Raw genomic sequence first — 19,987 nt, forward strand, 5'->3', positions numbered from 1 at the left:
CTACTTCTCCGTGACGCCCGCCGAGTCGAACGTCGCCACCTCGTGCATCGCGCGGGCCGCCGACTGGACGACCGGGAGCGCGAGCAGGGCGCCGGTGCCCTCGCCGAGGCGCAGGTCGAGGTCGACGAGCGGGCGCAGGCCCAGCTTGTTGAGCGCCGCCACGTGGCCGGGCTCGGCGCTGCGGTGACCGGCGATGCAGGCGGCGAGGACCTCGGGGGCGATGGCGCGGGCGACCAGGGCGGCCGCACCGGCGCTCACGCCGTCCAGGATCACCGGGGTGCGCAGCGAGGCGCCGCCCAGCAACAGCCCGACCATGGCGGCGTGTTCGAGCCCGCCGATGGCCGCGAGGACGCCGATCGGGTCGGCCGGATCGGGCTTGTGCAGCTCCAGGGCCCGGCGTACGACATCGGTCTTACGGGCCAGGGTCTCGTCGTTGACTCCGGTGCCGCGGCCGGTCACCTCGGCCGGGTCGGCGCCCGTGAACACCGAGATCAGGGCGGCGGACGCGGTGGTGTTGGCGATGCCCATCTCGCCGGTGAGCAGCGCCTTGTTACCGGCGGCCACGAGGTCGCGGGCGGTGTCGATGCCGACCTCGACGGCCTCCTTGACCTCCTCGCGGGTGAGGGCGGGCCCGGTCGTCATGTCGGCCGTGCCCGCGCGGACCTTGCGGGGCAGCAGGCCGGGCGTCGCGGGCAGATCGGAGGCCACGCCCACGTCGACGATGCAGACCTCGGCGCCGACCTGGTTGGCGAACGCGTTGCAGACCGCGCCGCCGCCGAGGAAGTTGGCGACCATCTGGCCGGTGACCTCCTGCGGCCAGGGGGTGACGCCCTGGGCGTGCACGCCGTGGTCGCCCGCGAAGATCGCCACCACGGCGGGCTCCGGGATCGGCGGCGGGCACATCCGGGAGAGCCCGGACAGCTGCGCGGAGATGATCTCCAGCATGCCGAGCGCGCCCGCGGGCTTCGTCATCCGCTTCTGCCGCTCCCACGCCTCGCCGAGCGCCTTGGCGTCGAGCGGGCGGATGTTGGCGACGGTCTCGGCGAGCAGGTCGTGCGGCTCCTCGCCGGGCAGGGCGCGGCGGCCGTACGTCTCCTCGTGCACGACCCACGACAGCGGGCGGCGCTTGGACCAGCCGGCCTGCATCAGTTCGGGCTCGTCCGGGAACTCGTCGACGTATCCGACGCACAAGTACGCGACGACTTCGAGGTGTTCGGGAAGGCCGAGCGTACGGACCATCTCGCGCTCGTCGAAGAAGCTGACCCAGCCGACGCCGAGCCCTTCGGCGCGGGCCGCGAGCCACAGGTTCTCGACGGCGAGCGCGGAGGAATACGGCGCCATCTGCGGCTGGGTGTGCCGGCCGAGGGTGTGGCGGCCGCCGCGGGTGGGGTCGGCGGTGACGACGATGTTCACCGGGGTGTCGAGGATGGCCTCGATCTTCAGTTCCTTGAACTGCTTCGCGCGGCCCTTGGGCAGCGACTTGGCGTACGCCTCGCGCTGGCGCGTGGCCAGTTCGTGCATCGTCTGCCGGGTCTCGGCGGAGCGGATGACGACGAAGTCCCAGGGCTGGGAGTGGCCGACGGACGGCGCGGTGTGGGCCGCCTCCAGGACGCGGAGCAGCACCTCGTGCGGGATCGGGTCACTGCGGAAGCCGTTGCGGATGTCACGGCGCTCGCGCATCACGCGCAGCACGGCCTCGCGCTCGGCGTCGTCGTAGCCGGGGGCGGGGGCTCCGGCGGGGGCTTCGACGGGGGCTTCGACGGGGGCTTCGACGGGGGCCTCGGGGGTCTTTTCGGCCGGGATCTGGTCGGCCTGGGCCTGTGGCTCGGGGGTGGTTGCCGCTGCCGGGGCTTCGAGGGCTTCCAGGGCTTCCAGGGCTTCGGCGGCAGTGGGCTGTTCGGCAGCTTCGGGCGCCTCGGGTTCACCGCGGTGCTCGGGCTGCTCGGGCTGCTCGGGCTGCTCGGGCTGCTCGGGCGCTCCGGTCCCGGCCGTGACCTCGGCCGCGTCCTCGGGCGCCGGGGCCTTCTCGGCCTCGTGGGCGTCCACGGGCTGCTGGGCTTCCACGGGCTGCTGGGGCGCTTCGACCGGCTCGGGCTGCTCGGCCTGCTCGGCCCGCTCGGCCTGCGGGTCTGTTTCGGTTGCGGGCGTGGGGGCCTGCGGCTCGGGGGTCTCGGCCGCAGGGGTCGCGGCCGCGGGGGTCTCGGCGGGCACGGCCTCGGGCTGCGGCTCGGCGGTGGGCTGCGTCTCGGCTGCGGGCTGCGTCTCGGCTGCGGGCTCGTCGGCCTCGGTGACCTCGACGAGTTCGTTGATGTCCGTGGCCTCGACCGCTTCGGCCTGCTGTTCAGGCGCGGGAGCCTGCTCGGGCTGCGGGCCGACGGCGACGGGCTCGGGCTGCGCCTCGGGTACGCGTACGGGCACGGGCTGCGGCTCGGCTGCCGCGTCTGGGGCGGCCTCGGCCTGCACGGGGCCAGGCTCGGACTGTTCGGCTGCGGGCTGCTCGGGGGTGGGCTGCTCGGGGGTGGGCTCGGTCTTGATCTCTGGCTCGGCTTCCGCTTCGTGCACGTGCTGGGGGGTGGCGGCCGCGTCCGGCTCCGCGTTCTCGCCGTCGCGGGGGGCGGGGACCGGGGCTGCTGTCTCCGGGTTCCCGTCGGCAGGCGCCGCGTCCCCGACCGGGGCTGCCGCCTCCGCCGGTGCCGCCTCCTCGACGGGCGCCTCCTCGACGGGCAGCTCCTCCTGAGGGATGCGCAGCGGCTGAGGCGGGGTCGGGGCGAGGTGCGGGGTGGACGGGATCGAGCCCTCCACCGGGACGAACTCGCCGACCGGCTGCCGCGTCTCAACAGGCAGCTCTCCAGGACCTGTTGACGCTTCAGGGACGACCGTTTCTGCACCGGGAACGGGTGCGGCGCCCTCCGGCCCCGGCTGCGGCGGCTCCGGCGGCTGCGGGGACCACGGCACCGCGCCCTGGAGCGGGACCTCACCGAGCTGCGGCGACTGCGGCACGCCGTTCTCGGCGCGGGGCACGTCCAGGTACTCGGGACCCGCGAGCGTCTGCCCGGAGTCCGGTGCGGCCTGCACCTGGACCGGGTGCGGCGGGGTCGCGGTGGCCGGGCCGCGGTCGGCGAGGGAGCGGACCGGGCTCACGGTGGCGGGGGTCGGCGGGCCCATGTGCAGCGGGCGGCGGCCGTTGCCGTGGGACTGCGCCGCCGCGGACGGCTGCCCGCCACCGTGCGTACCGCCGTGCTGCGGCGCCGGGGCGCCGGACTGTCGTACGTCGGCGACGTTCACCGAACCGCTGTCGCGGCCGGACATCTCATGTGCGCCGGGCACATGGGCCACGGCCTCCTGCGGCACGGCCTGGTACTGCTCGGCCGCCGCGGGCTGCTGCTCGTACGCCTGCTGAGCCCCGTACGCCACGGCCGGCGCCGCGACACCCTGCGCGGGCGGCGCCTGCGCACCCGTCACGACGGGGGCCTGCTCGTACGAGATCGACTCGACCGGAACCGGCTCCACCGGGGCCGGTCCCACGGGAACCGACTCGACCGGAACCGACTCGACCGGCGCCGACTCGGCTGCCACCGCGCCCTGTTCGTACCCCGCGCCCTCCGGCCCGTATCCCGGCTGGATCGGCTGACCGGGCTGGATCGGCTGGCCCTCGGTCCAGGCGCCCTGGGGGCCCGGCTGCCCCTCGGTCCAGGCGCCCTGCGGGCCCGGCATGAAGAGCAGGTCGTCGTCCTCGGCGGGGGCGGCGGCGGGGTCGAGGTAGGTGTACGCGCCGGGTGCGGGAACGCCCGGCTGGTCCACCGTGCCTGCGTCCTCCGGCAGTCCCTCGCCCGGAACCTGGCCGGTGTCGGTCATGCGTACCCCTCGCCCATCGGTCGTTCTCCTTCGGCCGGCTCGCCCGTGACGGCGGCAACCGCCCATGGACAAGAACGAGCGTGCGCGCCGCGCGGCACGGAACGGCCGCGTGCCACCCTCGGCGTGCTGACGCCTCAGGCATTCTCGCGGTCGGACCACCGCCGTGTCGCCAAGATCCGCCACGGCCCGCTGTGGACTACGCCACGTCGCGCGTCCTCCGATCCACGCCGTACCGCACACACCTCAAACCGGGCACGTGTACCGGACATTGACGTACGAACCGACGAACGTCCGGGAGCAGTACAGCGATCGGCCAGCCTACCGCGCGCGGCGGGGCCGTACGGTCACGGGGCGCGATACCACCCGGTCACTCTCGTCAGCGGGGCGACTCGCCGCGGGCTTCCGACTCTCCGCAGATCAGGAAGGCGACCGCGCGTTCGCGTTCCGTCCAGGCACGCGTATCGAGTTCGACGCTCTGCAGCAGCGCGCACTCCACCGCGTAGCCGTGCTCGGTGAGGTCACGGCCGATCAGCTCGGCCTCGTCACGGGTGGCGGCGTGCGTGACGATCCGGGCGGGTCTGCGGTCGGCGACGGCGGAGACCACGGCCGCGCCACCGCCCCCGACGCGGACGACGTCGGGTTCGGGCAGGTCCTCCAGTACGTGCGGGGCGGAGCCGCGCAGGACCTGGAGCTCGGCGCCGAAGCGGCGGGCGGCCCGGTCGGTGCGGGCGCAGGCGGTGATGTCCCTGTCGACGGCGATGACGGCGGCGCCGAACCGGGCGGCCTCGACGGCGAAGGCGCCGCTGCCGCAGCCGATGTCCCAGACGAGGTCGCCCACGCGCGGTCCCAGGCGGGCGAGTTGGGCCGCGCGGAGCCGGTCGTTCTCGCCCTCGCCCAGGCGCTCCTGCCCGTACGAGGAGGCCGGCAGGGCCCAGCCGCGGGGGCGGGCGGACGGGTCGCGGCCGGCGATCCAGGCCTGGTCCTGGCCGGCGGGTCCGCCGATGACGATGACGACGTTGGGGTCGCGCCAGGCGACGTCGGCGGCCTTGTCGGAGGTGAGCACGGAGACACGCTCGCGGTCGGTGCCGAGCTCCTCGCAGACCACGAAGGTGCGGTGCACCCCCTGCAGGAGCAGGGCGAGTTCGGCGGGTCCGGCGCCCGGCGAGGTGAGGACGGCAACCTTGGTGTGGGCGCGGCACACATTGACCGCGCGGCGCAGGGTGCGGCTCTGGGCAACAACGATCTGGGCGTCGTCCCAGGGCATGCCGGCGCGGGCGAAGGCCTGGGCGACGGAGGAGACGGCGGGCACGACCTCGACCTCCAGGCCGTGTTCGGGGGCGCGCAGGGTGCGTACGACGCCGAAGAAGCCGGGGTCGCCGTCGGCGAGGACGACGGCGGTGCCGCGGTGGCCGGCGATGCGGCGGGCGGCGAGGGAGACGCTGCCGAGCCGGATGCGTTCGGCGCCCGCGGGGACCTCGGGCAGTGCCAGGTGGTGGGCGGCGCCCGCCACCAGGGTCGCGGCGCCGAGTGCGGCGCGCGCCGCGTCCGTCAGGGGCGAGCCGTCCCAGCCGATCACCGTGACCCGGTCGGCCATCGTCGTCAGTCTCCTGGGGGTTCTCGCAGATCGTCAGTGGGGCCGCCGGTCGTGAAGGGACGGGGCGGGCTTGGTGAGCGTACCTGGTGGGGCCGGGGAGGGTCGGGCCGGTGGAGGCAGAGCTGCGAGCGGTTCAGTTCCACTCGGAGAACGCGGTGTAACCGGCGGCCTCGGCCAGCTGGTCGGCGATGCCGTCGACGTCCTCGGGCAGCAGGCTCCAGACGATCAGGTCGGTGCGGGTGTCGCTCAAGGCGCCGTTCTCGTCTCTCGTACGCGCTATGCAGGCGCCCCGCAGGATGCCCTCGCTGATGCAGCCGACCTTCTGGGCGACCTGCTGGGACGCGACGTTGTCGGCGGCGGTGCGCAGTTCGAGGCGTTCGAAGCCCTGGTCGCGGAAGAGCCACTGGGTGACGGCGAGCGCGGCCTCGGAGGCGTATCCCTCGCCGCGGGCCCAGGGGGCGACGACGTACGCGATCTCGCAGGAGCGGACGCGCCAGTCGGTGTGCTGCAGGTGCACCATGCCGACGAGGCGCTGGGTGAGGAACTCGGTGACGGCGAAGACGATGCCGCGGCCCTCGGTGCGCTCGGCGGGGGCGAGGCGGGTGACCCAGGCGCGGGCGTCGGCCTCGGTGTAGGGGTGGGGGGCGGTGGTCCAGGCGACGACGTGCTCGTCGTTCATCATCTCGGTGAGGCCGTCGATGTCGGCTTCCTCGAACGGGCGCAGCACGAGGCGTTCCGTGCTGATGGAGATGTCCGGGAACATCGAGTTGGCCGTCGTCATCGTGCCGCTCCGTCACTGCTGGTCTGCTGCCAAACCCTGCTGGTCTGCCGCCGATCCCGGCTGCCGAAGTGCCCAGCATGCAGCATGCACCCACCGAACTGCACCACGGGGTCCGCACCTTGGCAGGTGCGGACCCCGTGCTAGGCCCTGTCTTCGTGAGGGTCGGTCAGTCGCCGGTGACCGGCAGGACCGAGCCCTGGTACTTCTCCTCGATGAACTTCTTCACCTCGGGCGAAGTGAGCAGTTTCGCGAGCTTCTTGACCCGCGGGTCGTCCTCGTCCCCCTTCCGGACGGCGAGGACGTTGTTGTACGGGTTGTCCTTGACGGACTCCAGGAGGATGGCGTCCTTCCTGGGGCTGAGCCCGGCGTCGAGCGCGTAGTTGTTGTTGACGATCGCCGCGTCGACGTCCTTCAACGAGCGCGGCAGCTGGGCCGGTTCCATCTCCTTGAAGCGGAGCCGCCTGGGGTTCTTCGCGATGTCCTCGGGGGTCGCGTCGGCGCCCGTGCCCTTCTTGAGCTCGATCAGGCCCTCGGAGGCGAGGAGTTCGAGCGCCCGGCCCTCGTTGGTGATGTCGTTGGGCAGGGCGACGGTGGCGCCCTTCTTCAGGTCGCCGGGCTCCTCGGCCTTCTCCGAGTAGAGGCCCATGGGCGGCAGGTACACCTCGGTGACCGCGCTCAGGGTGGTGCCCTTGGACTGGTTGAAGTCGTCCAGGTAGGGCTTGTGCTGGTACAGGTTGGCGCCGAGGGTGCCGTCCTGGAGCGCGGTGTTCGGCAGGACGTAGTCCGTGAACTCCTTGATCTCCAGGTCGAGTCCGGCCTTCTTCGCCAGCTTCTGCTGTACGTACGTGAGGACTTCGCCGGCCGGGGTCGGGGTGGCGCCGACGACGAGCGGGCCGCCCTTGTCGTCGGCGCCGGAGCCCGGTCCGCCCGCGCCGCAGGCCGTCAGGCCGAGCACGAGGGCTGCGGCGCCGGCGGCGGCTGCGGGCAGGGTGCGGGTGCGGGTGCGCATGACGGTTCCGTGCTCTCTGCTGAGAACTCAGTCAGGACTCAGAAGGAGGGCAGGACGGAGCCGGCGTACTTGTCCTCGATGAACTTCTTGACCTCGGGCGAGGTGAGCAGCTTGGCGAGCTTCTTCACGCGCGGGTCGTCCTCGGAGCCTTCCTTCACGGCGAGGACGTTGTTGTAGTCGTTGCCCTTGGTGGTCTCCAGGAACAGCGCGTCCTTGGCCGGCTTGAGGTCGGCGCCGATGGCGTAGTTGCCGTTGATGACCGCGGCGTCGACGTCCTGGAGGGAGCGCGGGGTCTGGGCGGCCTCGACCTCCTTGAACTGGAGGTCCTTCGGGTTCTTCGCGATGTCCTGCAGGGTCGCGGTGGCCTCGGAGCCCTTCTTCAGGGTGATGAGGTCGTTGGCGGCGAGGAAGCGCAGGGCGCGGCTCTCGTTGTCGGCGTCGTTGGGGAGGGCGATGGTGGCGCCCTTCTTCAGGTCGTCGGCCTTCTTGAGCTTCTCGGAGTAGAGGCCGAGCGGCTCCAGGTGGACGGTGGCGACGGACGTGAGGTGGGTGCCGTTCTTCTTGTTGAAGTCCTCAAGGTACGGCTGGGTCTGGAAGTAGTTGGCGGTGACGGAGCCGTCCTCGGTGGCCTGGTTCGGCTGGACGTAGTCCGTGAACTCCTTGACCTCCAGCTTGAGGTCTTCCTTCGCGGCCAGGTTGTCCTTGATGTAGTTCAGGATCTCGGCGTGCGGCACGGGGGTCGCGGCGACGACCAGCGGGTCGGAGGCCTTGGCCTTCTCGCCCTCGCCGCCGCCGCAGGCGGTCAGTCCGAGGGTGAGGGCGCCGGTGGCGAGGACAGCTGCGGTGATCTTGGTGGTGTTACGCACGAAAAGTGCCTTTCTCCATGGGTGGTGCACCCCGCCGGGGTGGGACGGGGAGGCAGGGGGACGGGCAGGCAAGGGGCGGGAAGGCAGGGGTGAGCGGGTTCAGCCGGTCTTGGCGTCGGCGGTCGCGGTCGCCTCGGCGGGGACCGGGCCGCGCGTCAGCAGACCGGTCAGGGCGCGGAAGCGGAGCGGTTCGCCGCCCTTGCCCGCACGGCGGTGCAGGACCCGGGCGCCGCTGTCACCGGCGAACTGGATGACCGAGATGACGACGGCGAGCACCGCGACGGTGATCCACATCAGGCTGGACTCGAACCGCTGGTAGCCGTAGCGGATGGCGATGTCGCCGAGACCGCCCGCGCCGACCGTGCCGGCCATCGCGGAGTAGCCGATCAGCGCGACGATCGTGGTGGTGGTCGCCGAGATCAGCGAGGGCAGCGACTCGGGCACGAGGACCTTGCGTACGACGGTCCAGGTGTTGCCGCCCATCGACTGCACGGCCTCGACGAGCCCGTGGTCGACTTCGCGTACCGCCGTCTCGACCAGGCGCGCGAAGAACGGGATGGCGCCCACGGCGAGCGGCACGATCGCGGCCTCGACGCCGATGGTGGTGCCGACGACGGCGCGCGTGAAGCCCATCAGGGCGACCATCAGGATGATGAAGGGCATCGAGCGGGCGACGTTCACGACCTGCCCGATGACCTTGTTCACGAGGGTGTTCTGCAGCAGTCCGCCCTTGTCCGTGAGGACGAGCAGCACACCGAGCGGCAGTCCGCCGACGACGGCGATGAGCGTGGACCAGCCCACCATGTAGAAGGTGTCGAGACAGGCCTGCACCAGCAGGGGCTGCATCTGAGACCAGGTCACTTGGCGACACCTTCCTTCACGAGCTGCGGCTCACCCGAGCTGAGGTCCGCACGTCCTGCCACGTCTGCCACGTCGACCTGGAGCCCCTGCTCGCGCAGGAAGCCGATGGGGACGACGTTCTCCTCGAAGCGGCCGGGCAGTTCGATCCGCATCCGGCCGACCTGGCGCCCGCCGACGGTGTCCATCGCGGCGCCCAGGATCGAGATGTCGATGTTGTACGTACGGGAGAGCTGCGAGATGACCGGCTCGGTGGTCGTCTCCCCGTGGAAGGTGAGGTCGACGACGGTGCGGTCGTCGCCGGAGGCCTCGCCGCTGACCGGGAAGAGCGCGGCGGCGAGCTCGGAGCCGGGGGTGGCGAGGAGTTCGCCGACGGTGCCGGACTCGACGATCTGCCCGCGCTCCATCAGGGCGGCCGAGTCGCAGACGGTCTTGACGACGTCCATCTCGTGCGTGATGAGCAGGACGGTCAGGCCGAGCTGCTGGTTGAGGTCGCGAAGGAGCGTCAGGATCGAGCGGGTCGTCTCCGGGTCGAGGGCGCTGGTGGCCTCGTCGGAGAGCAGCACCTTCGGGTCGCCGGCCAGGGCGCGGGCGATGCCGACGCGCTGCTTCTGGCCGCCGGAGAGCTGGGCCGGGTAGCTCTTGGCCTTGTCGGTGAGGCCGACGAGGTCGAGGAGTTCGAGGGCCTTGCGGGAGCGCTCGCGGCCGCTGATGCCGAGGATCTCCAGGGGGAGTTCGACGTTGTCCTGCACGGTCCGCGAGGACAGCAGGTTGAAGTGCTGGAAGACCATGCCGATGCGGCTGCGGGCCCGGCGCAGTTCCTTGCCCGCGCGCTGGCCGCGTCCGGCGAGCGCGGTGAGGTCGACGCCGTCGACCGTCACGGTGCCGGAGGTGGGGCGTTCGAGGAGGTTGACGCAGCGGATCAGCGAGGACTTGCCGGCGCCGGACTGGCCGATGACGCCGTACACCTCCCCCTCGCGCACGTGCAGATCGACGCCGTCGAGTGCGGTTACTTCACGACCGCGTGAGCGGTAGACCTTGGTCAGGCCGGAAGTGGTGATCACTGGGGTTTCCGTCACTGTCGAGTGCGGGCGCGGGGTGCGCGCCGGGCACGGGGCATTCTTCTTCGGAAGTCTTCACAAGCCGGGCACGGTTCTCGTACGGGGCACGAGGCACGGGGGAACCGGAAGCAACGCGGGTGCGGGGCGGGGCTCGTTCCGCTCGGGGATGGTGCGCGGACACGGCTCACGGGCTCGCTTCGGGGCGCGAGGCGGGGGTGCGGGGGCCCTCAGATGGCGCACATTCGACACATACAACGAGCACCGGGCGTTGCGTTCGCCTCGGTCGCAGGGCTGCGGTAGCTCGTCGTGGTCATGCGGACCAGTAAAGCAGACAGGCGTACGAGCCGATCAGCGCCGTCCGAATAGCGGAACGCGCCAGACCGCTGTCCGGACGGTCCGCGCGGGCTCAGCCGACGGTGACGATCTCGACGCCACCCTCGATGGCCTGCGCGGACACCGCCGAGAGGTCGGGTACGACGGCGTCGGCGGAGAGCTCGTCGGCGGTGTGTGTTGTGGTCAACGCCACGGTCGTCATGCCGGCGGCGCGGCCCGACCGGAGCCCCGCGGGCGCGTCCTCGAAGACCACGCAGCGGGCCGGGTCGACGCCCAGCTTCGCGGCGGCGAGCAGGAAGGGCTCGGGGTCGGGCTTGCCGCGGGTGATGTCGTCGGCGGCGACAAGCGCGGGGAAGTCGACGCCGACCTCGCGCAGCCGGGCCTCGGCGAGGGGGCGGGTGGCGGAGGTGACGACGGCCCAGCACTCGCGCGGCAGCGAGGAGAGGAGTTCCTTGGTGCCGGGAAGCAGGACGACGCCACCGGCCACATCCTCGACCTCCAGCTGCTCGATCCGCTGCAGGGCGCCCGGTATCCGCTCCTCGGGCAGCAGCTCGGCGATGATCTCGACGGCGGGGCGGCCGTGCAGCTCGACCCGCTCGAAGTCCTCGGCGGCGATCCCGTACTCCTCGGCCCAGCGGCGCCAGCAGCGGTGGACGGACTCCATGGAGGAGATCAGCGTGCCGTCGTTGTCGAAAAGGAGGGCCTCGGCCTGGATCTTCATGCCGTCGAGCGTAAGCGGAAGGGACGCATCCGGATGCAGGGCCCCCGGCCCTCCGGGCGGGACCCCGGCCCTCCGGGCGGGACCCCGGGCCGGGCGCGGGGGGACTTTCGCCCCGTATTAGGGTCTCGGCATGCTCTCTGCCCTGACGGTCGCGACCGCCGTGGCCGCCCTGCTGCTCGGCGCGTGGTGCGGCTTCGCGGCCTACCGCGACCAGCCCACCAAGGACTGGCACTTCATCGGCATGGCCGTGGTGACGCTGCTCGCCGTGGTCCAACTCGTCGTGGGTGTCGTGCAGTTGGCGCGCGGCCAGGAGCCGGAGCAGGGCACGGTGATCTTCGTGGCCTATCTGCTCGGTTCGGCCGCGTGCGTCCCGGCGGCGGGTTTCCTCTCGCTCGCCGAGCGCACCCGCTGGGGTTCGATCACGGTCGCGGCGGCCGGTGTGGTCCTCGCGGTCCTTCAGGTACGGCTCTACGACATCTGGGGTGGCTGAGATGGCCGGCGAACGCACACGGCTGATCAAGGGCCCGGGCCTGCTGCTCGTCTGGCTGTACGGCGTGATGGTGGTCGGCGCGCTGTCGCGCTCGGTCTACCAGATCTCCACGGAGTTCGACCGTGCCCCGCTCGCGTACGCGCTGTCGCTCCTTGCCGCGCTGGTCTACGCGTTCATCACGTACACCCTGGTGCGCGGCGGTGAGACGGCCCGGCGGGCGGCGCTCGCGTGCTGTGCGGCGGAGCTGGTGGGTGTGGTGGTCGTCGGCGCCTGGACGCTTGCGGAGCCCTCGGCCTTCCCGGACGCCACGGTGTGGTCGGACTTCGGGATGGGCTATCTGTTCATCCCGGTGCTGCTGCCGGTGACGGCGCTGTTCTGGCTGCGCAGGGCTCGTACGGAGGCGAAGACCGCGGCCTGAGCTGCCGAGGGCACCGGCCCCCTCGGCAGCTCACGTGCTCCGCGCGCGTCAGGCGCTGGTGGCGTACGCGGCGGGGTCGGCGGCGTCCTTGGCGAGGGTCACCAGGGTGAGGCGGTCGTTGACCTGCCGGGTGCCGACGGGGGCGTAGCCGTGCTTGCGGTACAACTGCAGGTTGTTCTCGCTGCGGTGACCGGAGAACAGCTGGAAGCTCTTGACGGCGCCCGCGAGGGCGAGGCGCTCCTCGATCGCGAGCAGCAGCCGGCCGCCGAGGCCGTGGCGCTGCATCCGCGGGTGCACGATCAGCTTGTCGATCCGGGCCGTGCCGTCGGCGTCGACCCCGCCGCGTACCGAGGCGACGACCTCCGCGCCGAGCCGGGCCACGAGGACGCAGCCCGCGTCCAGTTCGGCCCGCAGCGAGTCGAGCGGCTGGGTCAGCGGCTCGATCGAGTAGTCGCCGTACAGCTCGGCCTCGCTCTGGTAGCAGAGGTACTGCAGTTTCAGAATCTGCTCGGCGTCCTGAGTCTCCGCCGCTGAGATGGTCACGCTCATGCCCATGTGCGCACGCCTCCCGCTCACCTGTCCGCCGGTTGCCGTTGTTCGCACCTTTCCCCAACAGTCCGGGTGCCGCAACCTCCGCGAGCATTCTGCGCAGCCATCCCAGGCACAGGGAACGCTCCAGCCCCAAACTGCCTTGTGAGATACCCAACTTCCCTGGGATTTCTCGGTACGAGGGACGCTCCGGGCCCCTTCACTCTCCCTCGCACTCCGCCGCGGCAAGCACCTGCCGCAGCCGCTCCAGACACCGGGCCCGTTCCGGGCCCACGCTGCCCTGAGAGATGCCCAGCTCTGTCGCGATCTCTCCGTACGTGAGGTCTCTCGGCGAGAGCACGGCGCTCAGCAGGCCGGCGCAGCTCCGGGGCAGCCGTCGCACGGCGTTCCACAGGAGGCGGTGGCGTTCGGCTCGGAGCAGGAACTGTTCGGGCCAGTTGTCGGCGGGCGTCGCCGGCTCACCTCGGTACGCCCGCTCCCGCAGCGCACCCCACTCCGCCCTGCACACTTCCGCGTGCACTGCGTCGCGCAGCCAGCCCTCCGGGTCCGCCGGTGGACCGATCCGGCCGATGTGCTCCAAGAGCCTCAGCCATACAGCCTGTTCCAGGTCCCCGGGGTCCACGCCGATGGCCGGCGCCTCCGCGGCCGCTTCGGCAGTCAGCAGGGGGCGGAGGGTGGCCATCAGGTGTTCCGCGGTCGGGGTGATCACGCCGCTCGTGACGTCACCGTCCCGGCACCGGGTTGCCGGGACGGTGCACGCTCACCTCAAAGGACCGTGTCCGCCTACTCGTTGACGAAGTCCGCCGCCGCCAGCAACGCCGTGTCCGGGTTGTCCGAGAAGATTCCGTCGATGCCGGTGGCGAAGTACGTCTTGAGGGCGCCGAAGACGTCGCCGTAGGCGTGGGGGTCCGTGCCCTTGCGGTAGTCCACGGGGAGGAAGGTGTTCTCGTTGCGCATCGTGTAGGGGTGCAGGAGCAGGTTCTCCGCGTGGGCGTCGCGGACCAGGGTCGTGGGCTCGGTGAGGCGGCCCTCCGCGTCGCGCGGGATGACCAGGTCGAGCGTGGGGCCGATGCCCTGGGCGTACGAGGCGATCCACTTCAGGCCCTCGGGCTTGACCAGGTCGGCGACGGTGCGCGGGTCGCCGGACTCCACGAAGTCCCAGGGGCGGCTGGACGCGCGGGAGAGGAGCACGACGCGCGGCCCGTCGATGAGCCTGCTCATGCGCTCCATGCTGCTCGGCTCGAAGGACTGGACGAAGTTCGGGGAGTGCTCCCGGTGCCGCCCGTACGCGCGGAGCAGCTTGGCGAGGGGCTCCTCCAGGCCGAGGCCGAGCTTCCGGAAGTACGTGGGGTGCTTGGTCTCGATGTGCAGCCACACCGGGCGGCCCCGCTTCTGGCCTTCCTTCTCGGCCCAGCGCAGCACCTCTTCGAGGGTGGGCACCTCCCAGCGGCCGTCGTAGACCGTGTTCTCCTGACGGTGCTGCGGGATGCGCTCCTCGGCGCGCAGCGTCTTCAGCTCGGCGAGCGTGAAGTCCTCGGTGAACCAGCCGGTCAGGGACTTCCCGTCGACGGACTTCGTGGTCTTGCGGTCCGCGAACTCGGGGTGGGCCGCGACGTCCGTCGTCCCGGTGATGTCGTTCTCGTGACGGCATACGAGATGCCCGTCCCTGGTCGGCACCAGGTCCTGCTCGATGACGTGCGCGCCCATGTCGAGGGCGAGTTGGTACGAGCCGAGCGTGTGCTCGGGCCGGTAGCCGCTGGCGCCGCGGTGCGCGACGACCGTCGGGACCGGCAGCGAGTCGACGCCGCGGCCGCCCGAGCCGCCCCTGCCGTCGTCGGCTCTCGCCGTGCCGGACAGGCCGAGGGCCGCCCCGCCCGCGCCGAGCACCGCGGCGCCGAGCAGGGAGCGCCGGCCGGGGCCGCCCGTGCCCGGCTGCCGCCCCGCCGCCGTGTCCCGCTGCTCCTGCCGGCCCTGCTTGCCGTGGCTCATATGCGCTCCTCGCGCTAGTCGTGTGCACGCATCCGTCGGACTGACGGGCAGATGTTAGGGCCCGTCAGATGACGGAAGGGAGCCCCTAGCACCAAGCAACGGCCAACGGAGAGCCAACAGAGATCAACAGTGTGTGTCCAGTCCATGAGCCCGGTGTGCAATCCGGACGTGTCCGCGAGTATCGTCCTCACCTGCACAGTCGCCCTTGCAAGACCCTTGACACCGGAGGAACCGTTGTCCCGCTTCGCGTTCATCAAGGCAGTGCTCGGTCCGGTCATGCGCCTGATGTTCCGGCCACGGGTGGAGGGTGCGGAGAACATTCCGGGCGACGGCCCCGTGATCCTCGCGGGCAACCACCTGACGTTCATCGACTCGATGATCCTGCCGCTGGTCTGCGACCGGCAGGTGTTCTTCATCGGCAAGGACGAGTACGTCACGGGCAAGAGCCTCAAGGGCCGCCTGATGGCGTGGTTCTTCACCGGCGTCGGGATGATCCCGGTGGACCGGGACGGCGGCCGCGGCGGCGTCGCGGCGCTGATGACCGGCCGGCGCGTCCTGGAGCAGGGCCGGGTCTTCGGCATCTACCCGGAGGGCACCCGCTCCCCCGACGGCCGCCTCTACCGCGGCCGTACCGGCATCGCCCGCCTGACCCTGATGACCGGCGCGCCGGTGGTGCCGTTCGCGATGATCGGCACGGACAAGCTGCAGCCGGGCGGCGCGGGCCTGCCGCGACCGGGCCGGGTCACGGTCCGGTTCGGCGAGGCGATGGAGTTCTCCCGGTACGACGGGATGGACCGTGACCGGTACGTCCTGCGGGCGGTGACGGACTCCGTCATGGCCGAGGTGATGGCCCTGTCCGGGCAGGAGTACGTCGACATGTACGCCACCAAGGCGAAGGCGGCGTGAGCCACTTGGGCGATCGGCCGGCACCCGGCACCGTGCCCAGGTCGATCGCCCTTCGGGCTCGCCCTCAGTCGCCGGACGGGCTCGATTCGAGCCGCTGCCCCTTCAGGGCGAACCACGCCCCCACCGCCGTAAGGAACAGCACCACCGCAGCAACCCCGGCCGCCGCCTCGAACCCGGCCGTGAACGACGCCTGAGCCGACTCAAGCAGCTGCGCGCCCTGCTCGGCGGGCAGCTGCTTCGCCACCTCGGCGGCCCCGCCGAGCGAGTCCTGAGCCGCCGTCACGGCCTCGCCGGGAACCCCCTCCGGGACGGTGAAGCCGCGGTAGATGCCGGTCACGACCGAGCCGAGCAGGGCGATGCCGAGGGCCGAGCCCAGTTCGTACGCCGTCTCGGAGACCGCTGAGGCCGCGCCCGCCTGTTCCTTGGGGACGCTGGAGAGGATGACGTCCGCGGTCACCGTGAACGCGAGTCCCGCGCCCATGCCGCCGAGGAGCAGCGCGGTGCACATCAGGACCACCGGGGTGTCCGCGTCGAGCGCGGTGCACGCGGCGAGCGCGAGGCCGAGCGCGGCCAGGCCGCCGGACACCGTGCCCCGGACCGAGGCCCGCCGGGCGACGAACCCCGCGACGAGACCGGTGGCGACCGCGCCGAGGGCGGCGGGAAGTTCGATGAGCCCGGCGCCCAACGGCGAGCGCATCTGCACCAGTTGCAGGAACTGGGACAGGAAGAACACCAGGCCGGCGAGGCCGAGGATGGTCAGCAGGTCGGCGAGGACCGCGCCAAAGAAGCCGCGGTGCCGGAACAGCCGCATGTCGAGCAGCGGCGACTTGAGGGTCAACTGCCGCCTGGCGAACCAGACCAGACCGGCGACGCCCGCCACCGCGGCCACCGCGATGTCCCAGCGGAATCCGTGCACGGCCGCCTCCTTCACGGCGTACACCACCGCGACCATGCCGACGAGCGACAGCGCGACGCTGAGCAGGTCCCACGGGCCCGGGGCCGGGTCGCGCGACTCGGGGAGCAGCTTGACGCCGACGAGCACGAGGACCGCCATCACCGGCAGGTTGATGAGGAAGACCGAGCCCCACCAGAAGTGGCTGAGCAGCGCGCCGCCGACGAGCGGCCCGACCGCCGCGCCCGCCGAGGCGGCGGCGCCCCAGATGCCGATGGCGACGGAGCGTTCCTTGGGGTCGTGGAAGATGTTGCGAATCAGCGCGAGGGTCGACGGCATCAGCGTCGCGCCCGCCACACCGAGCAGCGCGCGGGCCAGGATCATCATCTCGGGGCTGGTGGCGTACGCGTTCAGGACGGACACCGTGCCGAACGCGACCGCGCCCGTGAGCAGCAGCTTCTTGCGGCCGATGCGGTCGCCGAGGCTGCCCATGGAGACGAGCAGGCCGGCGATCACGAACGAGTAGACGTCTCCGATCCACAGCAGCTGGGTGCCGGAGGGCCTGAGGTCCTCGCTGAGGAACGGGGTGGCGAGGCCGAGTACGGTCGCGTCCACCGCGACGAGCAGCACGGCCAGGACGAGCACGGCGAGCGCGAGCCAGCGGCCCGGGTGGCGCCCTTCCTGTTCCGTCGTCGGATGCTGCGCTGTGCTGGTCATTTCTCCACGCTCCGGCGGGCGCCGCCGAGCAGCAGCTCGACGATCATGTACTGGAAGTCCTTGGCCGCGACCCGTCCTTCGTGGATCGCCCAGGCCCCGGAGCCCACGAGTCCGTAGAGGGCTTCGGTGAGCCAGGCCGGGGTGAGGTCGATGCGGAACTCGCCGGTCTCCTGGCCGCGCTGGAAGAGCGCGGCGATCCGGCCGTCGAGCCGGGCCCAGCCCGGGTGCATCTGCTCGCCCTCGAAGAGCTGGTTCTCGGAGACGAGGAAGGCCAGGAAGCCGGAGCTGGGTTCGATCTCGGCGACGAGCCGGCGCAGGGCGCCCTCGGCCCCGCCCTCGTCGAGACGCGCGGCTTCGAGGGCCGACTCCAGCTGCCGGATGCCGAGCTCTTCCAGGGCGCGTACGAGCGCGTCCCGGCCGGCGAAGTGCCGGTGCAGGGTGGCCCGGCTGATGCCGGCGGCCCGCGCCACTTCGTCCATGGTCGCGGTGGATTTCCGGGTCAGCAGGCTCGCCGCTGTCCGCAGGAGGTGTTCACGATCGACTGCCATGAGACGACCATAGCCCAAATGAGACACTGATGTCTCATCCTGAGGGAGGAGAAAGGCCCGCCGCACGACGTACGACGGGCCTTGCCCTGGACAGCTCCCTGGACTGCTCCCTGCGCCTGTCTCTGCGCCGGTCTCTGCCCTGCGCGCCGGATCCGGGTGCCGGAGCCGGGCGCCTACTGCTGCTTGGCCGTGGCCCAGGCCTGCTGGACCGCCAGGTCGGCCTTGACCTCGGCGAGCTGGACGGCGACCGCCGAGGGCGCCGTGCCGCCGCGGCCGCTGCGGGAGGCGAGCGCACCCGGCACGTTCAGGACCGTGCGCACCTCGGGCGTCAGGTGCCCGGAGATCTTCGCGAACTGCGCGTCGGTGAGCTCGTCCAGCTCCTTGCCCTCGGCCTCGGCGACCTTGACGCACTCGCCCGCGACCTCGTGCGCGACCCGGAACGGCACACCCTGCTTGACCAGCCACTCGGCGATGTCGGTGGCGAGCGAGAAGCCGGCCGGGGCCAGCTCCTCCATGCGCTCGCGGTTGACCGTGAGGGTGGCCATCATGCCGGTGAACGCCGGGAGCAGGACCTCCAGCTGGTCGCAGGAGTCAAAGACGGGCTCCTTGTCCTCCTGCAGGTCGCGGTTGTACGCCAGCGGCAGCGCCTTGAGCGTCGCCAGCAGGCCGGTCAGGTTGCCGATGAGGCGGCCGGACTTGCCGCGCGCCAGCTCGGCGATGTCGGGGTTCTTCTTCTGCGGCATGATCGACGAGCCGGTGGAGAACGCGTCGTGCAGCGTGACGAAGGAGAACTCCTTCGTGTTCCAGACAATGATCTCCTCGGCGATCCGGGAGAGGTTCACACCGATCATCGCGGTGATGAAGGCGAACTCGGCGACGAAGTCACGCGAGGCCGTGCCGTCGATCGAGTTGCCCGCCGAGCCGTGCTCGAAGCCCAGGTCCTGCGCGACGGCCTCCGGGTCAAGGCCGAGGGAGGAACCGGCGAGCGCGCCCGAGCCGTAGGGGGAGACGGCCGTCCGCTCGTCCCACTGGCGAAGGCGCTCGGCGTCCCGGGAAAGCGACTGCACGTGCGCGAGGACGTGGTGGGCGAAGAGCACCGGCTGGGCGTGCTGGAGGTGCGTGCGGCCGGGCATGGCGACGTCCGGGTGCGCCTCGGCCAGGCCCACCAGGGCCTCCTGGAGACCGGCGATCAGGCCGCCGATGACGCGGGCGTGGTCGCGCAGGTACATCCGGAAGAGCGTGGCGACCTGGTCGTTGCGGGACCGGCCGGCGCGCAGCTTGCCGCCCAGGTCCGGGCCGAGCCGCTCCAGGAGGCCGCGCTCCAGGGCCGTGTGCACGTCCTCGTCGGCGATGGTGCCGGTGAACTCGCCGCTCGCGACGTCCTGTTCGAGCAGGTCGAGCCCGGCGATCATCCGCTCCAGCTCGTCGGCCGTCAGCAGGCCCGCCTTGTGCAGCACGCGCGCGTGGGCCCGGGAGCCCGCGATGTCGTACGGGGCGAGGCGCCAGTCGAAGTGGACGGACGCGGAGAGTTTCGCGAGGGCCTCGGCGGGCCCGTCGGCGAAACGACCGCCCCACAGCCGTACGTCACCGCTGTTGCTGCTCACTGCTCTGCTCCTCGGGGGTGGGTGATGGGCGGCACACGCTACTGCTCCGCGGAGCAGCCTGCGTATGCATGATTATGCAGTCCTCCGTATGCTTCGTCAATCTACTCACTCTCGGCCGGGATTCGTCAGCGGGAATCGCCGGCGAGAATCGTTAGACAGGTGAAGTATTTCTGGTCGATAATCGCGGCCATGGGAAAGACCTACGAGCGCATAGACGGCCGGCTCCGCGCCTTCATCGAGGCGCAGCCGGTGTTCTTCACGGCCACCGCGCCGCTCGACGCGAGCGGCACCGTCAACCTCTCCCCCAAGGGCCTCTCCGGCTCCTTCGCGGTGCTCGACGAGCAGCGCGTCGCGTATCTGGACTTCGCCGGGAGCCATGCCGAGACCGTGGCGCACCTGCGCGAGAACGGCCGCATCACCCTCATGTGGTGCGCCTTCCAGGGTCCGCCGAACATCGTCCGGGTGCACGGCCGCGGCGAGCCCGTCTTCCGCGACGACCCGCGCTTCGCCGAACTCCTGACCCACTTCCCCGGCATCGACCCGAGCCCGCACGGCCTGCGCGCGGTCATCGTCGTCACCGCCGAACACGTCCGCGACAGCTGCGGATACGGGGTGCCCTTCATGACGTACGACGAGGACCGTGACCTGCACGCCAAGCGGTTCGCGCGCGAGGACGACGCCACGCTGAGCGCGTACTTCGAGAAGCGGACCATCGCCCGGAGCATGGACGGCCTGCCGGGGGTGCCGCTGCCGCTGCCGCCCAGCACCGGCTGAGCCTTAACGGCAAACCAGCTGT

At 71.7% G+C, this 19,987-nt stretch carries 18 protein-coding genes and 1 pseudogene; 4 read left to right on the forward strand and 15 right to left on the reverse strand.

All coding sequences use genetic code 11. The features are described 5' to 3' along the window. The 8 genes from cobT to QIS99_RS11460 all read right to left on the reverse strand — a co-directional run bounded on the left by cobT (position 1) and on the right by QIS99_RS11460 (position 11,078). Positions 1–3,855, reverse strand: coding sequence for a nicotinate-nucleotide--dimethylbenzimidazole phosphoribosyltransferase (cobT, locus tag QIS99_RS11425; RefSeq protein WP_282513048.1), 3,855 nt, complete (start codon positions 3,853–3,855; stop codon positions 1–3). A 376-nt stretch (positions 3,856–4,231) separates the two neighbouring features. Beyond that, on the reverse strand, positions 4,232–5,449 hold the full coding sequence (cbiE, locus tag QIS99_RS11430; protein ID WP_282513050.1) for a precorrin-6y C5,15-methyltransferase (decarboxylating) subunit CbiE: 1,218 nt from the start codon (positions 5,447–5,449) through the stop codon (positions 4,232–4,234). Positions 5,450–5,582: 133 nt separating this feature from the next. Then, positions 5,583–6,230, reverse strand: a complete 648-nt coding sequence (locus tag QIS99_RS11435) for a GNAT family N-acetyltransferase (protein ID WP_282513052.1) — start codon at positions 6,228–6,230, stop codon at positions 5,583–5,585. 166 nt (positions 6,231–6,396) lie between these two features. After that, positions 6,397–7,239, reverse strand: coding sequence for a MetQ/NlpA family ABC transporter substrate-binding protein (locus QIS99_RS11440; protein WP_282513054.1), 843 nt, complete (start codon positions 7,237–7,239; stop codon positions 6,397–6,399). 38 nt (positions 7,240–7,277) lie between these two features. Further along, entirely contained in the window at positions 7,278–8,105 is an 828-nt protein-coding gene (locus QIS99_RS11445; RefSeq protein ID WP_282513056.1) for a MetQ/NlpA family ABC transporter substrate-binding protein, read from the reverse strand. Positions 8,106–8,204: 99 nt separating this feature from the next. Continuing rightward, positions 8,205–8,966 carry a methionine ABC transporter permease gene (locus tag QIS99_RS11450; protein ID WP_282513058.1) on the reverse strand — a complete coding sequence of 254 codons (762 nt, stop codon included), beginning with the start codon at positions 8,964–8,966 and terminating at the stop codon, positions 8,205–8,207. Beyond that, positions 8,963–10,027 carry a methionine ABC transporter ATP-binding protein gene (locus QIS99_RS11455; RefSeq protein ID WP_282513060.1) on the reverse strand — a complete coding sequence of 355 codons (1,065 nt, stop codon included), beginning with the start codon at positions 10,025–10,027 and terminating at the stop codon, positions 8,963–8,965. Before QIS99_RS11455 ends, QIS99_RS11450 begins: the two co-directional genes overlap by 4 nt. Before the next feature lie 403 nt (positions 10,028–10,430). Continuing rightward, the gene (locus QIS99_RS11460; RefSeq protein ID WP_282513062.1) at positions 10,431–11,078 is read right to left on the reverse strand and encodes an HAD-IA family hydrolase; all 648 of its coding nucleotides are present in this window, start codon (positions 11,076–11,078) and stop codon (positions 10,431–10,433) included. Positions 11,079–11,208: 130 nt separating this feature from the next. Here QIS99_RS11460 and QIS99_RS11465 point away from each other — a divergent pair, with 130 nt between their 5' ends. Beyond that, positions 11,209–11,568 carry a hypothetical protein gene (locus QIS99_RS11465; protein WP_282513064.1) on the forward strand — a complete coding sequence of 120 codons (360 nt, stop codon included), beginning with the start codon at positions 11,209–11,211 and terminating at the stop codon, positions 11,566–11,568. Position 11,569: 1 nt separating this feature from the next. Next, a complete protein-coding gene (locus QIS99_RS11470; RefSeq protein ID WP_282513182.1) occupies positions 11,570–11,986 on the forward strand; it encodes a hypothetical protein in 417 nt (138 codons plus the stop codon). Positions 11,987–12,034: 48 nt separating this feature from the next. Here QIS99_RS11470 and QIS99_RS11475 read toward each other — a convergent pair whose 3' ends face one another. The 4 genes and pseudogenes from QIS99_RS11475 to QIS99_RS11485 all read right to left on the reverse strand — a co-directional run bounded on the left by QIS99_RS11475 (position 12,035) and on the right by QIS99_RS11485 (position 14,524). Continuing rightward, the gene (locus tag QIS99_RS11475) at positions 12,035–12,541 is read right to left on the reverse strand and encodes a GNAT family N-acetyltransferase (RefSeq protein ID WP_282513066.1); all 507 of its coding nucleotides are present in this window, start codon (positions 12,539–12,541) and stop codon (positions 12,035–12,037) included. A gap of 49 nt (positions 12,542–12,590) precedes the next feature. Beyond that, positions 12,591–12,728: pseudogene (locus QIS99_RS32425) on the reverse strand (sigma-70 family RNA polymerase sigma factor); the annotation flags it as partial. Positions 12,729–12,734: 6 nt separating this feature from the next. Further along, positions 12,735–13,217, reverse strand: a complete 483-nt coding sequence (locus tag QIS99_RS11480) for an RNA polymerase sigma factor (RefSeq protein WP_282513183.1) — start codon at positions 13,215–13,217, stop codon at positions 12,735–12,737. A 101-nt stretch (positions 13,218–13,318) separates the two neighbouring features. Continuing rightward, a complete protein-coding gene (locus QIS99_RS11485; protein ID WP_282513068.1) occupies positions 13,319–14,524 on the reverse strand; it encodes a glycerophosphodiester phosphodiesterase in 1,206 nt (401 codons plus the stop codon). Between the two features lie 144 nt (positions 14,525–14,668). On the opposite strand from QIS99_RS11485, the gene QIS99_RS11490 reads away from it, so the two are divergent. Beyond that, positions 14,669–15,430 (forward strand): lysophospholipid acyltransferase family protein, encoded by a 762-nt coding sequence (locus QIS99_RS11490; protein ID WP_408909527.1) that lies wholly within the window; start codon positions 14,669–14,671, stop codon positions 15,428–15,430. A 64-nt stretch (positions 15,431–15,494) separates the two neighbouring features. On the opposite strand, the gene QIS99_RS11495 is transcribed toward QIS99_RS11490, so the two are convergent. The 3 genes from QIS99_RS11495 to argH all read right to left on the reverse strand — a co-directional run bounded on the left by QIS99_RS11495 (position 15,495) and on the right by argH (position 19,191). After that, positions 15,495–17,039 carry an MFS transporter gene (locus QIS99_RS11495; protein WP_282513070.1) on the reverse strand — a complete coding sequence of 515 codons (1,545 nt, stop codon included), beginning with the start codon at positions 17,037–17,039 and terminating at the stop codon, positions 15,495–15,497. Further along, positions 17,036–17,587 carry a TetR/AcrR family transcriptional regulator gene (locus tag QIS99_RS11500; protein ID WP_282513072.1) on the reverse strand — a complete coding sequence of 184 codons (552 nt, stop codon included), beginning with the start codon at positions 17,585–17,587 and terminating at the stop codon, positions 17,036–17,038. Before QIS99_RS11500 ends, QIS99_RS11495 begins: the two co-directional genes overlap by 4 nt. A gap of 173 nt (positions 17,588–17,760) precedes the next feature. Then, a complete protein-coding gene (gene argH, locus QIS99_RS11505; RefSeq protein ID WP_282513074.1) occupies positions 17,761–19,191 on the reverse strand; it encodes an argininosuccinate lyase in 1,431 nt (476 codons plus the stop codon). A 189-nt stretch (positions 19,192–19,380) separates the two neighbouring features. On the opposite strand from argH, the gene QIS99_RS11510 reads away from it, so the two are divergent. Next, positions 19,381–19,965, forward strand: coding sequence for a pyridoxamine 5'-phosphate oxidase family protein (locus QIS99_RS11510; protein ID WP_282513076.1), 585 nt, complete (start codon positions 19,381–19,383; stop codon positions 19,963–19,965). Positions 19,966–19,987 lie beyond the last annotated feature (22 nt).

Source organism: Streptomyces solicavernae, from assembly GCF_029968095.1.
Taxonomy (GTDB): domain Bacteria; phylum Actinomycetota; class Actinomycetes; order Streptomycetales; family Streptomycetaceae; genus Streptomyces; species Streptomyces solicavernae.

Coding starts and splice junctions, on each gene's coding strand:
- cobT (WP_282513048.1), bottom strand. CDS start 3,855: ATGACCGACACCGGCCAGGTTCCGGGCGAGGGACTGCCGGAGGACGCA.
- cbiE (WP_282513050.1), bottom strand. CDS start 5,449: ATGGCCGACCGGGTCACGGTGATCGGCTGGGACGGCTCGCCCCTGACG.
- QIS99_RS11435 (WP_282513052.1), bottom strand. CDS start 6,230: ATGACGACGGCCAACTCGATGTTCCCGGACATCTCCATCAGCACGGAA.
- QIS99_RS11440 (WP_282513054.1), bottom strand. CDS start 7,239: ATGCGCACCCGCACCCGCACCCTGCCCGCAGCCGCCGCCGGCGCCGCA.
- QIS99_RS11460 (WP_282513062.1), bottom strand. CDS start 11,078: ATGAAGATCCAGGCCGAGGCCCTCCTTTTCGACAACGACGGCACGCTG.
- QIS99_RS11465 (WP_282513064.1), top strand. CDS start 11,209: ATGCTCTCTGCCCTGACGGTCGCGACCGCCGTGGCCGCCCTGCTGCTC.
- QIS99_RS11470 (WP_282513182.1), top strand. CDS start 11,570: ATGGCCGGCGAACGCACACGGCTGATCAAGGGCCCGGGCCTGCTGCTC.
- QIS99_RS11475 (WP_282513066.1), bottom strand. CDS start 12,541: ATGGGCATGAGCGTGACCATCTCAGCGGCGGAGACTCAGGACGCCGAG.
- QIS99_RS11480 (WP_282513183.1), bottom strand. CDS start 13,217: ATGGCCACCCTCCGCCCCCTGCTGACTGCCGAAGCGGCCGCGGAGGCG.
- QIS99_RS11485 (WP_282513068.1), bottom strand. CDS start 14,524: ATGAGCCACGGCAAGCAGGGCCGGCAGGAGCAGCGGGACACGGCGGCG.
- QIS99_RS11490 (WP_408909527.1), top strand. CDS start 14,669: ATGAGCCCGGTGTGCAATCCGGACGTGTCCGCGAGTATCGTCCTCACC.
- QIS99_RS11495 (WP_282513070.1), bottom strand. CDS start 17,039: ATGACCAGCACAGCGCAGCATCCGACGACGGAACAGGAAGGGCGCCAC.
- QIS99_RS11500 (WP_282513072.1), bottom strand. CDS start 17,587: ATGGCAGTCGATCGTGAACACCTCCTGCGGACAGCGGCGAGCCTGCTG.
- QIS99_RS11510 (WP_282513076.1), top strand. CDS start 19,381: ATGGGAAAGACCTACGAGCGCATAGACGGCCGGCTCCGCGCCTTCATC.